This window comes from Bacillus sp. MT(2024) (assembly GCF_036362845.1).
In the GTDB taxonomy this organism is placed as follows: Bacteria; Bacillota; Bacilli; order Bacillales; family Bacillaceae; genus Bacillus; species Bacillus velezensis.
Genome location: NZ_CP143632.1, coordinates 1,137,794 through 1,153,885 on the forward strand (window position 1 = coordinate 1,137,794; position 16,092 = coordinate 1,153,885).

14 protein-coding genes and 1 pseudogene are annotated in these 16,092 nt (G+C 41.3%); 7 read left to right on the top strand and 8 right to left on the bottom strand.

The annotated features are described in order from the left end of the window. Positions 1-25 precede the first annotated feature (25 nt). The 3 genes from VP472_RS05920 to VP472_RS05930 all read right to left on the bottom strand — a co-directional run bounded on the left by VP472_RS05920 (position 26) and on the right by VP472_RS05930 (position 3,906). The gene (locus VP472_RS05920) at positions 26-925 is read right to left on the bottom strand and encodes a beta family protein (RefSeq protein ID WP_161596041.1); all 900 of its coding nucleotides are present in this window, start codon (positions 923-925) and stop codon (positions 26-28) included. Positions 926-1,710: 785 nt separating this feature from the next. Further along, positions 1,711-2,046 carry a hypothetical protein gene (locus VP472_RS05925; RefSeq protein ID WP_045506862.1) on the bottom strand — a complete coding sequence of 112 codons (336 nt, stop codon included), beginning with the start codon at positions 2,044-2,046 and terminating at the stop codon, positions 1,711-1,713. Between the two features lie 21 nt (positions 2,047-2,067). Further along, on the bottom strand, positions 2,068-3,906 hold the full coding sequence (locus VP472_RS05930) for a T7SS effector LXG polymorphic toxin (protein WP_146276530.1): 1,839 nt from the start codon (positions 3,904-3,906) through the stop codon (positions 2,068-2,070). A gap of 517 nt (positions 3,907-4,423) precedes the next feature. On the opposite strand from VP472_RS05930, the gene VP472_RS05935 reads away from it, so the two are divergent. From VP472_RS05935 to VP472_RS05965, 7 genes and pseudogenes are all read left to right on the top strand, one after another. Further along, positions 4,424-4,786, top strand: a complete 363-nt coding sequence (locus VP472_RS05935; RefSeq protein WP_146276532.1) for a hypothetical protein — start codon at positions 4,424-4,426, stop codon at positions 4,784-4,786. Continuing rightward, positions 4,786-5,157, top strand: a pseudogene (locus VP472_RS05940) (hypothetical protein). Before VP472_RS05935 ends, VP472_RS05940 begins: the two are co-directional and overlap by 1 nt. A 279-nt stretch (positions 5,158-5,436) precedes the next feature. Beyond that, positions 5,437-6,228, top strand: coding sequence for a hypothetical protein (locus VP472_RS05945; protein ID WP_146276534.1), 792 nt, complete (start codon positions 5,437-5,439; stop codon positions 6,226-6,228). A gap of 265 nt (positions 6,229-6,493) precedes the next feature. Next, positions 6,494-6,787, top strand: a complete 294-nt coding sequence (locus VP472_RS05950; protein WP_225979744.1) for a hypothetical protein — start codon at positions 6,494-6,496, stop codon at positions 6,785-6,787. A 275-nt stretch (positions 6,788-7,062) separates the two neighbouring features. Further along, a complete protein-coding gene (locus VP472_RS05955; protein ID WP_225979745.1) occupies positions 7,063-8,391 on the top strand; it encodes a Kelch repeat-containing protein in 1,329 nt (442 codons plus the stop codon). A 319-nt stretch (positions 8,392-8,710) separates the two neighbouring features. Continuing rightward, positions 8,711-9,631: a class A beta-lactamase gene (gene bla, locus VP472_RS05960; RefSeq protein ID WP_146276538.1), complete on the top strand. Its 921-nt coding sequence runs from the start codon at positions 8,711-8,713 to the stop codon at positions 9,629-9,631. Positions 9,632-9,741: 110 nt separating this feature from the next. Further along, a complete protein-coding gene (locus VP472_RS05965) occupies positions 9,742-10,023 on the top strand; it encodes a putative quinol monooxygenase (protein ID WP_077722075.1) in 282 nt (93 codons plus the stop codon). A 99-nt stretch (positions 10,024-10,122) separates the two neighbouring features. Here VP472_RS05965 and VP472_RS05970 read toward each other — a convergent pair whose 3' ends face one another. The 5 genes from VP472_RS05970 to galE form a co-directional block, all read right to left on the bottom strand. Continuing rightward, positions 10,123-11,535 carry an MDR family MFS transporter gene (locus VP472_RS05970; RefSeq protein WP_146276540.1) on the bottom strand — a complete coding sequence of 471 codons (1,413 nt, stop codon included), beginning with the start codon at positions 11,533-11,535 and terminating at the stop codon, positions 10,123-10,125. A gap of 142 nt (positions 11,536-11,677) precedes the next feature. Beyond that, entirely contained in the window at positions 11,678-12,151 is a 474-nt protein-coding gene (locus VP472_RS05975; RefSeq protein WP_003154948.1) for a MarR family transcriptional regulator, read from the bottom strand. A gap of 282 nt (positions 12,152-12,433) precedes the next feature. Then, a complete protein-coding gene (locus tag VP472_RS05980) occupies positions 12,434-13,546 on the bottom strand; it encodes a glycoside hydrolase family 53 protein (protein ID WP_077722078.1) in 1,113 nt (370 codons plus the stop codon). Between the two features lie 51 nt (positions 13,547-13,597). Continuing rightward, a complete protein-coding gene (gene galT / locus VP472_RS05985) occupies positions 13,598-15,097 on the bottom strand; it encodes a UDP-glucose--hexose-1-phosphate uridylyltransferase (RefSeq protein ID WP_146276542.1) in 1,500 nt (499 codons plus the stop codon). A gap of 1 nt (position 15,098) precedes the next feature. After that, positions 15,099-16,091 carry a UDP-glucose 4-epimerase GalE gene (galE, locus tag VP472_RS05990; protein WP_146276544.1) on the bottom strand — a complete coding sequence of 331 codons (993 nt, stop codon included), beginning with the start codon at positions 16,089-16,091 and terminating at the stop codon, positions 15,099-15,101. Position 16,092: the final 1 nt, after the last annotated feature.

Below are 16,092 nucleotides of genomic sequence, written 5' to 3' on the forward strand. Positions count from 1 at the left end.
AACAGGTGATAAATCACCTGTCCCCTTATAACTCATTTAAACAAGCCACGATATGCTTGTTAATTCCTATTGAGGTCCACACCGAAGGATTACCTTTATTTACATTTTCATCGACTACAGATTGAATGAATGAATCCCCCCAACAATTTTGTTGATCAAAATCAAAGGAATTAGAGATTTCTTTGCAAACATCCACAAAGTCGTAATTTCCACGACGTAACCCATTTCTTACAAACCAGTAATCATCTTTAAGAGTGTATTTTATTTGCACAATAGCTCTTCCACCAGTTGAGAGAATTGGACTAACTGAAGTGTAGTCACCGAAGTAAAGTTTAGAATTGGTTGGTGCTAGAGCTTCAATCTTTTTAAAAAGGTCTTTTTCAAAACGTCTTAGCGTGTAGTTCTCTTCCGAAGAGACTGGTATAGTTTGTGGAACAGCACCACTCATAATGATAATCTCGTGTTTCTTTAAAGATTCTAGCACCGATTTGAACTCGGATATTTTTGAACTTTCGCTGTCTATAAATTCAAAGTCTAACATAACTCTGTTAGGCAAGGAAGATTGGTTTTGATTTAACCATTTAATAAAGAACTGGTTAACAACAGACTCGTCAATCCGGACATATTTTTTGTCTTCTTTTCTGTTATCATCCACTATGTATTCCACTGGATACATGATTTCAAAATCTTTATTTAAATTGTTTTCAAGAAGCTCTTCTAAAACAACTATGTCTTCTGGTTCACAATCTCTTACATCTAGCAAAACAAATCCCTTGTAACTCTTTCTAATATCATCTAAACAATCTTGGTTCGCATCCTTAATAATTATATTAGGTACGAATTTAGATATATCATTTCCAAACTCTTCAAGCTGCTTTAAAGCTCTGCATTCCCCTTGTTTTTGACGAAGTGTTGCATAGTACATTAATATCACCTCATGAATTATTATAATTTTCCCACAAAGTATATAGTTGGTTATAGTGGGAAATATTATAATGATTATTACATAATTTAGTTTAGATTGAAATGATTTCGTTACATATTTATATATATATTGAAAGAAAATTGTGCAAATAGACATAGATTCTCCAGATTTCAAACTTTTAATAGAAAGGTGACTAGGTCTATACAGTGGAAAAAGAATATATTATTAGAGAGCCGAGTAGTCTGAACGTCCGCCAGTGCTCTGTTTAATTTAAATAACATCAGGAATCCAAACTAGATTTACGCTGGGAAAAATTGTTTTATGATTTAACTTCAGATGGGATGCGAACAAAGTATGATTATTACCTTTTGGGATCAAACTTTTCATTTTTGGTCAAAAAAGATAAATTTTCATCAGAATCACTTGAGAGAAAACCTCTGTTTCTTTCAGAAGGTAATTGCTACCTTGACAGGGTAGAGGTCGCTGGTTCGAGCCCAGTCGGAATCATAACCAAAACCCTTGCACAGCAAGGGTTTTTTACATATCCGTTTGCCGATGAAACTTTTTTGAGCTGATTTTGAAGTACATTCGCTGTATACTGCAAGGTTCTTTGCCGCCAGCCTGATGCTGATGGGATCTACGGACTGAAGAAAGTCTATCCTATTGAAAACACAGATAAAGCCCTCTTATGAGAAAGGCTTTAACATCTTGGTCTCTGGGAAATTTGAATACCGGCTCAATAAAGGTTAAGAACCAAATTTCACCGCGTAGAATAATGAATGTACTTAACCTTTAAATATCTCAGGAATTTTGTTTCTCCATATTAATAATAGCTCTTTAAATTGGTCTGTTTCTATTGAGTTTTTATAAGGGTCGTCGATCAAAAAAGGGTTTTCAACATCGGTAACATCTTTTTTTATCAATACACTTATCCCATTTAAATCAATTTCAAAATCCTCATGTATCCCATTTAAAACATTCTGAATGTATTCTATATACTCATCAGTTTGTTCTATTGTTGTAATATTTTCAATGAAGTCAGAGAAAAGACTGATTTCTTCTGGTAAAACTATTTTTATATCACCAAATGGATCTTTATCAAACCTGTATGAATATTTCATGTGTCACGGTCACCTTTAAGTTTATTTTTTATATAACGGATATGCTGTTGCTATTGTTCCGTCACTATTTAAATACATTTCAATTTTAATTCCTGTTGAAGTGATTCCCCTATACTTATTTGAACGTACTTGTTTTCTAGTATGATAAGCTTCGTCAATTGCTTTTAATACATCAGCGCGGTTCCATTCCCTTGGAAAGAAACTTGAATCCGCTATCTTTTTTACAGACCCGACTTCAACTTTCGCCATATACACTCCATTTTTGTCAGGTTTCTTTTCTGTACCTGGTATAATCTTCCCACCCATCATGCTTTCATGGTGGTAGCCAACTGCTTTACCGCGTTTATTAACTTCTCCATGATAAATATGTTTCATTGTACCGGCGGTATACTTGCTTTTTCCTGTACTAAAATTTGAAGTCACAGATTTACTGAGAACACTTTCTTTCTGATCTTCAATAATACTTTTCAACAAAGGAGTATTCTTCACATTGTGAGTATTTTCAATATCCTGTGCTATTCCGGCAAGCGCGGGTTCGTACTTGTTTTTCGAAACGGAATTAATATAGTCTTTTCCTTTTTCAATCCCGGTTTTCACATGTTTTGCAGCCGCTTTTTCACCGGCTTCCAAGACGTTATCCACTTTGACGGCGCCTGTTTTGGCGAGCTTGCTTGATACTTTTACAGCTGAGCCGGAACCTTTTAGTCCGACGATGCTCCCGATGGCGTAGGTGATGTAATGGGATCTTGAATACGCATCCCCGTTAACCATTTTATCATTCCATGAATCCGCCAGGTTTGTCCATATGATTTTTGCGTAGGAGGGCGTGTTCAATACAGCAGATATGGTTTTAGCGACTTTTTGTTCATCGGAGAGATGGTAAAAATCCCATGCGCCGACAGCGAGATCTTTGACGCCTGTTATGGTGTCTTTTCCCACATCATAAAGGCCGACGCCTATTCCTTTGACGATATCCCAAGCCGTTTCTCCGACTTCTTCGAGCTGTTTTGCTTGTTCAAGCTGCAGCACATATTGCACCTGAGCGGGTTCAAGGTTTTCATAGCCGATCTTCTTCGCGATTTCCAAATACTCATCCGGATCGGTGACACCATCAGCCAGCTTTTTCTTCAGATCCTTGATTTCACGCTCTTTCGCTTCTTCCTTTTTAATCGTCAAATAAGCATCCGAATGTCTTGCAATCTCGCCTTTCTTCTTATGGATGTCGCTTTCTCGGTATGCCTTGGCGTTATAGTGAAGCGGCGTGGCGTTTTTTCCTTTGCCCGTTGCGTTTTGGAGCTGTTGAAAGTCGGCTTGGATGAACTGTTCGTTCGCTTCGGTTTCTGCGTATTCTTTCGTTAGATCGTGATCAAGTCTGCCGAGTTTATGTATGGTTTCGTTTCTCTTTTTGTCGGCTGATTGGAGCTTGTGATCCACGCTTTCGGTGGAAAAGAGATCAAGCGAGATGATGTCTTCGATCTCTCCGAGGATGGAGCGCATGTCTTTTTTCTGCTCTTCCATAATCGCCTTTGATTTGCTGAGGGCGTGGGTGAGTTCATGTTCCAGAAATGATTCCTCCACATGCGAATTGGAAAGTCCGGCATCTTCGACCTTGCCGGGAAGGCTTGTGAGAAATGCGATTTTCATATCGATCAGATCAAGCCAGCTGTCTGTGACGCCGGCGTGGTCCTTGAAAAAAGCTTTGATGTTATTTGCGCCCCGGCCTGAGAAATCATTGTCACCAAGATCAGCCATGCCTTGAAATGCTTTTTTCAGATTGACCATCTGGCCGCGCAGTTTTTTGTATTCACCCGCGCGCTGTTTGGCAGCGGCCAGGAGGGTGGTTGCTTCGAAAACTTTCATGACCATATCCTTTCATGCGAAATACTTCAACAAGATATTACCATGGAAGAATGAAGGAAAAGCCAAATAAGTATTTTGAAAGTGCAAAATGATTAATTTGTTCTGGGTAAATTTACTTATTTTAAGATCGGGAATTGGGGTAGAGTTAGCTTTGGGTTGAATCGGTTGTTAGAACATCATGTGACGCACCTCCTTTGAAAAGCATACACACATATTAGAGGGCTGAAATTCACCCGAATGAATTGGGATACGGCGGCCCAAACCGCTTTTCGCATGGAATCAACCTGGGCAACTGGTCAACAGCTTTAAAAACTTCATCATAACAGGGAAATGCGGCGGGCATTGGGAATATAAAGGAATATAGGCTTACAGATATGAAGGATGTATGAAAATCCGTCAGATGGCGAAGGAAAGGCAATCTCTATGTGTCGTGAAAGTTCGAATGCGGGGGTATGGAACTTCCCATTCATCCGGAGCTATGTCAGAGGGAAAAGCGACTTTTTGAGGAGGAAGCGGAATGATTAAATTTACACGGCCTTCACCTATGAAGAAAACATGTACGATGCACCCGGAAAAGGAATCTGTCAGATCGGTTTCGTTTACTGATTTTAACGGCAATTCTGTAACAGTAACCCTTTGTCAAATGTGTCTGGCTGAATTAAAAATGAAAGCCGCGACTGAATACAGGAGCATGACCGAGGAGCGGGCCAAACTGAATCGTTTCAAGATTGGTGATCATGTGTATTTAGAGCATTTGGGAGTCGTCAGCGAGATAAAAAACATGGAAGGCGCTCAAGTGGCAAACAGGACAGACACAGACGGAGTCCGGAAGGCTACCCCTAAGGAAATCGCAGAATATAAAAAGCAGGAGGAGCATTAATTAAAAAACTATTCAAGTCAATCATTCTATCAGCATTATTACTTCCGGGAGCGGCGGCCGTTGCGCCGCCTGCTTCCGCCGCATGGTCCAGATGGCAAAATGAATCCGGGTAGAGCGGCCGGGTGTTTCCGGATGCCGCGACTTACACGGCCGGCGTATACAAGAAGCGTAGCGGCGACGGGCTGACTGATACGAATTTAGTGCAACGGGGCAGATTCAAAACGGCAACGCCTCTGAAATCATTCAACGTGAAAACGATCCGGAATAAGACCGGAAAGGGAACCTATGTCATCCAACTTGACTGCTATTCTGATTCCGGCAAGGGGAACTATATCGGAACATTTGAATCAGTCAATTGTCAAATCAAATAAGGGGGATTCGATGGCGCTGAGAATAGTTTTGGGGCTGAGGGGGTAGGATTCTGGTTTTATTTCCAGTACGAATACAGACCGGACATGAAAGCGAACATCACGTTAATAGGAGCAATCATCGCATTCACGGCCGCGGCGTTTTTTCAAGATATTGATAAGTATATAGAGGAGCGGGAAGGTAAATAAATCCGATTTAAATAGTGATTTCCCTAAAAGAACTAAATAAAATCCATAATTTGCCGATTCTAAAAAGAGACTATTAGAAGAGGAGGAAATGTTATGGATGTTGTTGGATTGTTTAAGAGTATTGGGATACCAGGTTATATAGCTGCTGCAGGTATCTTAGTTTACGGGTTAGTTGTAACATTTAGGCCAATAACTACTTTAACTGCCAATATATTTGAAAAGAAGCTTTTTTCTAAAGAGAAATTGTTTACTATAATGATTTGGCGGCACTTTTGGCAGACAGTATTTTGGACAGTGGTTTTTCTTACTATATTAAGTTTGAGTAATTTACCAGAATGGACAGTTAATTTCAATACATCTACGACTGTTGGTACAATAACTGCTACGATTGGAGAAATAATATTTGCAATCATATTGTTTATCATAGAATTTGAGGACATGGACTGGGGATTTACGAATTTTTTCAAACCATATTGGATAAGGTTTAGCGTTGTTATTGTTTTTGTAACATGTTTAATATTGTTCTATGTTGCGCTTGATGGTTGTATAATCGGAAGTATCAAAGGCGAGAACCAGTTAATTAAACTAATTTATATTCTAGGTCTTCCTTTTATTTTTTCTTTACCAGTTCCATTTTTAATGAGGCCTGTTTCCAGATTAGTCGAATGGTCAAAAGATAAATATATTGTTATAGATAGATCCGAACAAGAACGTCATCCTTCAACAAATGAAGAGAGTGATGACTGTTGGTATATTTTACATGCCGTCAGCAAGGAACTTATTTTGTTAGGAAATGAACCAAATCCTAAATTATGCACGGAAACAAAAATAATAAAATTAGACGAACTATGTGATAAAAAAATGTTTATAGAAGACAAAACTTGATATAGCCAAGACGGAAAGCCTGCGGACACTGATCATTGAACAGAATTACTGTGCTCTGATTGGTGTCCGTTTTTTATTTGAATGGAGGCATGACATAAAGCAGGAAAAGAAAAAGCCCAATAAAAACACGCAGGAGCGATCTTAACGCTTTTGGCGGCAACAAGGCAGGCAAACACTTAACGAGGTAAGTGTGGCGCATTAAGGGAGGAATAGAATGTAGGATTTAATCATTGAATACAAACGAGCATTAAGAGAAACAAGAAAAATGTACCGGCTCTACAAAGATACGGCTGAAGTCAATCTAACGGCTGAACAGATCAACGACAAAAAGATTATCAGTAGCATGATCAGCGATATTGAATTCACTCTTGAATGGCTGCAAAACGGAAGACAGCCCGGCGCCCACCGAGGTGCTGACAGAAGAGACGCATATCAAAGGAAGATTCTTGCTGATCCGGGCTTAATTGATGCGCTCCCGGAAGAATACACAATTGTTCAAGAGGTTGAGGGAGAGATAAGTGATTGGGATAAGGATAGAATCGCTGATGCCCTTTTTTAAAGTGGAAGATTGTTGGTCAGCTGTTGTCCAAACAGATTCAAGCGGGTGCGCTGGCGGCTATCTATCCCAATCCGAATAAAAAGGTAAAGAATTTGGATTGCTGGTGGTAATGTTCTGAAAAACGGAAAAATGCGTATAGAAGGTTTCAGGTCTATAAAAAGGTAGGTAGCTGAACTAATACTTTACAAAGTAAAGATCAAAGATCATTCTTTATAAATAAATTTAAAAATTTACCGATAATAGTATTGTTCTTTTCTAGATTAACTTTTCGGAGAGTGATTTTTTTGAAGAAAAACATAATTATAGTTTTGTTTCTTATTTTTTTAAGTGCGTTACTCACTACTACTGCATCAGTAGAAGCTCAAAATGCAGATCAAACTGAAGTGAAAACTTGGGAAGGTAAAGAGGATTTACCAAAGGAACTATCTCTTTTTAGTACTGCGGTTATTGACGGTAAAATCTATGTAATTGGTGGTAATAATAACGGCAAAGTTCAAAACCAAATTTATGTATATGATCCTAAACAAAATAAATGGATTGAAAAAGTTTCTATGAATGAAGGGAGAGAAGGTGCAGCTATTGCAGTTGTTGATCATAAAATCTATGTAATCGGAGGTTATGGCGAGGATAATTCTGGTTCGAAGACCTATTTAAAAACTGTTGAAGTATATGACATTAACACAGATTCATGGACAAAAGGTATAGAATTACCTAAACCTCTAACGGGATCATCTGCAACAGTTATAGGGAAGGATATTTATTTAATAGGTGGATTTAATCCTAGTGAAGGTCCAACTTCCAACACTTATATTTACAATACTGATACTAAAACCTGGTCTGAAAAAAGTTCTCTGCCGATTCCATTAAGAGCTTTAAGCACAGCAACAGTAAAAGAGAAAATTTATGCTATTGGTGGCGAAAATAAAAGTGGTTTTAGTAATAGCATTTTTGAGTATGATCCCAAAACTGATAATTGGACCTTTAAATACTCTTTGAGGGATAAATTAAGCTATATAGCTTCTACGGTTTACAATAATAAAATTTATTTAATGGGAGGATCAGATTCAAGTAAAAAAGCATCAAATAGTTCAGTAATTTATGACCCTGTTGCAAATACAGTTAACGATTTTCAAAATCTAACCAGTTCTCGAGTGGCTGCAGGTGCGGCGACAATAAATAATAATATTTTTATTATCGGGGGAACTACTAAAGGTGGCTCTATTGCTGTAGATACATCAGGTATGGTGAAAACAGTTCAGGTGTATACAGAGAAAAACCCAGATGATAACTTGGGAGATCCGAGTTCTGGTGGCAATATTCCTGAGGAAGGGCACGCTGATCGAGCTATCCTTACTATAACAATGACAAACGGACTTGAAAAAGAATTTGATCTTTCGATGGAAGAGTTAAATAGTTTCGTTAACTGGTACGATCAAAAAGACTCGGGAACAGGCCCTTCTAGATACGAGGTGGACAAACACGACAATAATATTGGTCCGTTTGAGAACAGAAAAGATCATGTTATTTTTAAGAATATCCTTACTTTTGAAGTGAATGAGTATTCAACGAATAAAAGCAGTAATCAGAGTGACAAAACCTCTTAACAAAAAACAGATTTACATAAAATCACCTCAAATTATTTGTTAAATGGTTAATGCTTTTTTGAGCCGAGGATCTTTCCTGTTAGAGTATTATCTATTAATCTAACGTTAAATTGCGGGCTTTGACCGCCTCCGTGGGGGCAGTAAACATTTCTGCTCGGTTGATTGACTCTGGTTGTTTACCGTCAGCGAGTGTTTTAATTGAAAATTTCAGCTGCTTTCTTAACTGTCACGGAAAACATCTCACAGGAAATATATTGACTTTCATCCTGTTTGTAATGTTAATTAGAAGATGTATACAAAAACATTATAATGAGGAGGTCTGGATGTGAAAAATAAAGCGAGAATACAATTTGGACTATGCATTGGGCTTTTATGTTTAAGCTTTACCGGTTTCAGCCTTTTATTCGGCTCTACGCACGCTGAAGCCAAATCCATAGAAGACACAAAAATGACAAGCTGTACAACGAACAAAAAATTTGTTCAGCTTGAGAAAAAATTTGATGCCAGGCTTGGGGTTTATGCGATTGATACAGGTTCAAACAAGACAATCGCCTATCGGCCGAATGAACGGTTTGCTTACGCATCAACCTATAAAGTTCTGGCTGCAGCTGCTGTTCTGAAGAAAAGCTCAAATGAAAAACTTAATGCCATCATCCGCTACAGTAAAGATGATCTTGTTACATATTCTCCAATCACAGAAAAACACCTGGATACAGGCATGAGCCTGAAAGAAATCTCCGAAGCCGCTGTCCGTTACAGCGATAATACTGCCGGGAACCTATTGCTGCAGCAGCTTGGCGGCCCTAAAGGTTTCGAAAAATCACTGAAACAGATCGGGGATCATGTAACGAAAGCGGATCGATTCGAGACGGATCTAAACTCTGCGATTCCCGGGGATCGTCGTGACACAAGCACAGCAAAGGCACTGGCAACTGATCTTAAAGCGTTCACTTTAGGTAACACTCTCACGACTGACAAGCGCACGATCTTAACGGATTGGATGCGGGGCAACGCTACCGGCGACGAACTGATTCGGGCAGGCGCTCCTGCAGGATGGGAAGTCGGCGATAAATCCGGAGCCGGAAGTTACGGGACGCGAAACGACATTGCGATCGTGTGGCCGCCTGACAGAGCTCCAATCGTTTTGGCAATCCTGTCAAACCGATTTACGGAAGATGCCGATTATCATAATGCTCTTATCGCTGAGGCTGCAAAAGTCGCTCTTAATGATCTTAAATAAACATTGCCGTTCATTTTTTATGGACGGTTTTTTATATGTTGAGAATGCGGTATGCCGGTTTCGATGTTATAATGTAAAGCCATAAAATGATGGGAAGAGGGGGAGTTTCGATGCATTACATAACGGCATGCTTAAAAATCATCAGTGATAAAGACCTTAATGAAATAATGAAGGAATTCAAAAAACTTGAGGAAGAAACGAACAAAGAAGAAGGCTGTATTCAGTTCCATGCTCATCCGCTCGAACCATCAGAACGCAAAATTATGCTTTGGGAGATTTGGGAAAACGAAGAAGCTGTTAAAGTCCATTTTACGAAAAAACACACAAAAGACGTTCAAAAACAAGAATTAACGGAAGTAGAATGGTTAATGAAAAGCAATGTGAGTGAGTAAAAGGCTTTGTCTGTTGTTGGCTGACTCTGCCGGTAACAATCATCAGTTTCATTCATTAAAACCCTTGCTGCGCAAGGGTTTTTTACTTTAAAAAGTTCTTTATATCGCAGTGTTTTTATGGGTAAGGAACAGACTTGGAATGAAGATGGCCGCAAGGATGATGACGGATACTAAGAATCCGGCATGGTAGCCTTTTAAACTGTTCGGAATCGTTGGCTGCAATCCTTGTATGACAGTTGCGGTAACGGTTGCGATCACAGCTGACCCAAAGCTGGAACCGAGGTTTTCAATCATATGAATACCGACACCTGCTTCCGGAAGCCGTTTGCTGTCAAGACCTGTATAAGCGTCACTCATTAATGGGAGCATAATTCCTCCAAAACTGGTGCCGCGGATAAATAATACGACGGAAATCCAAATCATACTTGTGTTATCGGTGATAAAAATAAGGGGGATAGATCCGATCAGCGAAAGAACAAGACTGACCGTAACCACGTATTTCGCACCGATCTTATCAATCATTTTTCCGATCAGCGGACGAGTCACGAGCATTCCGACTCCTTGAGGGATTAAAGCTAGTGCTGCTCCGACTGCCGTGAACTGACGAATGTTTTGAAAAAACAGCGGAAGTATTAACATCGGCCCCATGATGGCAATATTCGCTAAGAACAACCCAATTGAAGAAGCTAAGAAGCTCTTGTTTGCAAACAAATTCATAGGCAGCACGGTTTGGTTTTTCTTGATCAGATTATATACAAGATAAATGACTGCTGAAACAAGACCGATGCCCGCCCATAAAATGGTGTCGCTATTGTTAAATGATGCATGATCCGCCGCTTTCGTAATACCGTACATCAATGCCGCGCTCATTAATGACAAATTGATAATCCCGAAAATATCGAGTTTACGATCTTTGTTGAATGGTTCAAAGTCTGGAATGGTTTTCATCATAAGCGGTGCGGCAATCAAAGTGATGAACACGTTGATGTAAAAAATCCAATGCCATGAAGCGCCTTGGACGATGAAGCCTCCGATGACAGGTCCTAAGATCGGGCCGAAGATCATAGGGGTGCTGACAATTGCCATCACTTTTCCCAGGTTTTCCGGACCTGCCGTTTTAACCAAGAGTGTTGACATAAGCGGAGTGATAATGCCGGCGCTGAATCCTTGAAGCAAACGGAAGAAGATGAAGCTGGAAACGTCACGGCTCATTCCCGCAAAAACAGAAATGACACCAAAGGCGATGACTGAGCCGATGAAGATTTTCTTACCGTTATATTTATTCATAAGCCAGCCGGATACGGGTACTGCAATCGCAAGTGCTAACATATAGCCTGTAACGGACCACTGAATGGTATCCAATGTTGTGTTGAAGTCTTTGGTCAGTTTGGCGATGGCGATGTTTACCATCGTAGAGTCAAGCATTGGAGCAATTGCTCCCAGTGCAATAGCCCAGGCGGCTGTGAGAACTTCTTTTGGCAGCCGAAGTTCCTTTCTTTTATGTGTTGACATATAATTCTCCTCTCAAAATTGCTGTATTTGTTTCCTTGTCAACAAAATAATAGAGTGATTTTGTTTCTTTGTCAACAATAAGAGGGATATAAAAAGGCAGCCCGTTTTCATGGAGCGGGGCTGCCTATGGTTTTATTCATATTTATTCCGATTTCATGTCTGCACCAAGTTTCTTTATTTCTGAATCCAAATGCCTGCTGTATGTTTCCACGAAGCTCAGCATTGTGTCAAATTGTTCATCGGTTACTTGTTCAAACACGATTTTGTCCCGTTCTTGAAACTCTTTATGCAATTCCTCGTGAATTTTATAAATGACTTTTCCTTGCTCGGTAAGCCTGAAATAGATTTCTTTCTTGTTAAGCGGCTTCTGATAGCTTTCGATAAGGCCTTTATTGATAAGCTTCTTCGTTAATTTACTTATAGCGCCTCTTGTCATATAAAGGGACTCCGCAAGTTTTGTCACATTGGCGTCTTCAATTTTTTCGATGAATTCGATGCAATGCACTTCAGAAGGTTTATGCCCCTTAAGGCTTTCTTCCATCTTCAGCCTATTCAGCCACACCATCTTGTTAAAAAAGTCCCTGAAATCCGTGAGGAGCTGTTCTTTTTTGTCCATGGCCCGTCCTCCTGCTCGGTGGTGCTTACACAATATTATAAAATGTTTGTTTCTTTTTCAACAATCGTAAAGTTATTATTTAGGAACTGAGAGATAGTGCGCAGAAATAAGAAGGAGGGGGAACAGAAGAAGTTTTTTATTTAAAAAGCGGTTTTTTAACCGAAACGTTTTTTTTCGGGTATGTTTCTTTCCGTATTCGTTACTAGCTCTTCATAACAGGCTAACTCTGCAGCCTTACAAAAAAGCAGGCTGCGAAAAGAGCCTGCTTTAGAATTGCATCAATCATTTTCCTGTTGCGGCGTCATGAAAAGCGTCAATTGCGGTTGTGTATTTCAAGACGTTTTTAGACACTTTGGCGGTTGCGCCTAATGGATACGCGTCTGACAGAACGCTGGAGTGAGCTTCGGGTTCCCAGTAAAATACGCCGGTTCCTTTGCCGTTCGGAACGGCTTTCACCAGTTTTATGGTGTCTTTTATGGTCCAGTAGGAATCTTTCGGATTATTTTCATCTCCGCCCAGTTCAACCACCATGACTTCCTTGTTATAGCGTGAGGCGATATCATTCAAATTAGATGATAAATGGCCGGTGAGCTCCCAGTACGGCTTACCTTCCCAATAGGGATAGAACGAAACGCCGATGATGTCGGTTTTTCCTCCGTTTTTAAAGAATTGATCAAACCACCATCTGAATAGGCTGTTGTCCGTGCCGTGTGCCAAATGGCTGATTACCTTGGTGGCCGGGCTGACGGATTTCACGGCGTCATAGCCTTTGTTCAGTAAGCCGGTCAATTTGCTGAAATCGCTCGTGCTGCCGTCGGGCAGTAAAATTCCTGAATTCATTTCATTTCCTACTTGCACCCAATCAGGGGAGATGCCGTGATTTTTAAGTTCTTTCATGACATCGTACGTATGGTTATACACGGCTGCCTGCAGCTGGCTGTTTGAATAGCCGGTCCATTGGTTCGGCTTGATCTGGTGGCCGGGATCAGCGAACACGTCACTGTAATGGAAGTCTACCATTACTTTCATTCCTAACGCTTTTGCCCTTTTGGCCCCCGCAAGTACGCCCGCTTTGTCACTATAGCCGAGCATGGTCCATGTTGTGCCGTCTTTCAGCCAATAATAGCTGCTTGGCGGATTCACAAACACTCTCAGTCTCACGGCATTTATTCCGTGATCTTTAAGAATCTGCAAGGCATCTTTCTGTTTCCCGCCGTCATCCAGCCAGCGCACACCTTCATCCTCCATTTGTTTCAGCCATCCTATATCAGCGCCATAGGCAAACGGGGCATCCGCTTTTGCTTTAGGAGACTTCTCAAGAAATGTAAAAGCGGTGAAAATGAGAGAAAGACAGATTGCGTTTACAAATACACGTTTCAATCGGTTTTTGAACATCACAATACCTCCTGATAAAAAAGATTGTTGATTGATTTCACTCTGAATGTTTCAGATGCCATTCTCCAATAATGTCGTGAAACGCTGAAACGCCTGAATTCCTTCGGGTGTCATTTTAAAAACGCCTGCATCGGTCAGCGCGCGTAAAAATACATTCGCGGTTTCTTTTTGTAAAACAGCGGCTGCATTTTCCGGTGTCACGTCTTTATCCGCTTTGATGTTTTCAGCCCACGGAAGATGAATGTCTTTGATGTCATGAGGTTCATTCAGTAAATACTTTTTCACTTCTGCCAGCTCATCTTTCAGGCGGGGAGGTAAAACGGCGAGTCCCATCACTTCAATCAGACCGATATTTTCTTTTTTGATGTGATGGACATCCTGATGCGGGTGAAAAATGCCATCCGGATAATCTTCGGAGGTGCGGTTGTTTCTGAGAGCAAGATCGATTTCAAAATCCGTTCCCCTGCGTCTGGCAATCGGGGTGATGGTATTATGGGGTTCATTTGTCTTCGCGATGATGCTGACGGTTTCGTCTGAATATTCCCGCCACTTTTCAAAAACATAAGCAGCGGCATCTGTCAGCAAATCCGGATCTTTTGCGCGAAGGCGGATCACTGATACCGGCCACTTCACGGCTTCGGCCTGAACGTCTGGAAAATGACGCAGATGAAAAGGGTAGAGGGAACCCGATTTTGCCATCGGAAACTCATGGGCGCCGCCTTGATAATGATCGTGTGAAAGAATGGAACCTCCTACGATCGGCAAGTCTGCGTTTGATCCCGCAAAATAATGTGGGAAGATTTCCGTAATGGCCAGAAGCCTTCTGAAGCTGTCGCGGCTGATGTTCATCGGCTTGTGCACGCTTGAAAGAAAGATGGCATGCTCGCTGTAATACGCATAAGGAGAGTATTGAAACCCCCACTGTTCTCCCGCTAAGTCAAGCCTGATGATGCGGTGGTTTGAACGGGCGGGGTGATGCGGTGTTCCGGCATACCCCTCGTTTTCCATACAGAGCAGGCATTTCGGATACCGGTTTTCCGGACTGTTTTTTACCGCGGCGATGTCTTTGGGGTCTTTTTCTGGTTTTGATAGATTAATGGTGATGTCCAATTCCCCAAAAGGTGTTATTGAGCGGTACACGATATTTTTTCGAATGGCCCGCGTCTTAATATAGTCGTTGTTTTGGCTCAGTCGGTAAAAATAATCTGTTGCTTTTTTCGGGCAATCTGATAACAATTCGCTGAAGGCGGCATTGATCAGAGAAGGGGCCGGTGTGATTACGTCCATGATTCTGCTTCCCAGCATGTCTCTTTCAGCAGGCGTATCGTTTATGATTGACCGTTTTACCGCGTCTTTCACCATTTCGTCCACATAGTGAAGCCTGTTTTGTTTCTTGATATGTTTCGGTTCTGCATAATCCGTCAGTCCGAGCAGATCGAGAAGTCTGTTTCTTGTATAAATCACATCTGTTTCATTTATGTCGCCTAAGACAGTGCTTTCTTTCAGAAACCCTGCCACTGATTCAAAAACGTCAATGACCGCCGCCTCCATTTCATTTGTCCTTGTATCCGTTAGGATGATGCCGATGCCAATTCCATGCTGACGCAATGATTTCCGATATGTCCGTTTGTTTCGGATTCCAGCCGAGAATGTTCCGCGCTTTATCGCTGGAAGCGATGAGGGCGCTTGGATCACCGGGTCTTCTTGCAGCCGCTCTTACTTTTATGTCTCTTTCGGTCACTTGCCGGGCCGCTTCCGCCATTTCTGATACGGAAAACCCGCTGCTTGAGCCTAAATTGAAAATGCCGCTGTCTCCGCCGTTTTGCAAATATTCCAGAGCGAGAATATGGGCATCGATTAAATCGGAAACATGAACATAATCGCGGATGCACGTGCCGTCTTTTGTATCATAGTCAGTGCCGAATATCAAAACCTCCTCGCGCTGACCGAGCGCGGTTTGTAAAAGGATAGGGATAAGGTGGGTTTCCGGATGATGATCTTCTCCGATGGAACCGTCCGTTTTCGCGCCGGCAACGTTAAAATACCGAAGCGAGACATATTTTATGCCGCAGGCGGTTTCACACCACTTCAGCATTTTTTCTGCCATGAGTTTTGATTCGCCGTATGCGCTTTCCGGCTTTTCCGGCATGTCTTCTGTGATGGGCGCTTTTTCAGGTTCGCCGTAAACAGCGGCGGATGAAGAAAACACAATGTGTTTCACCCCGAATTCCTGCATGACCTCCAGCGTAATTTGCGTACCGTACACATTATTATTGAAATATGAAAGAGGGTCTTTCATTGATTCGCCGACAAGGGATTGAGCGGCAAAATGGAGAACGCCTGTTACGTTCTCCTTCGCAAACACAGAGCGAAGAAACGGTTTGTCACGTATATCTCCATGGTAAAAAACTGCTTTTTCATGAACGGCTTTCCGGTGGCCTGTCTGGAGATTATCCACAGCTATCGTTTTAAATCCTTTGTTTACTAATTGATCAACCGCATGAGAACCGATATAGCCGGCACCGCCGAGAACGAGAATCGCCATG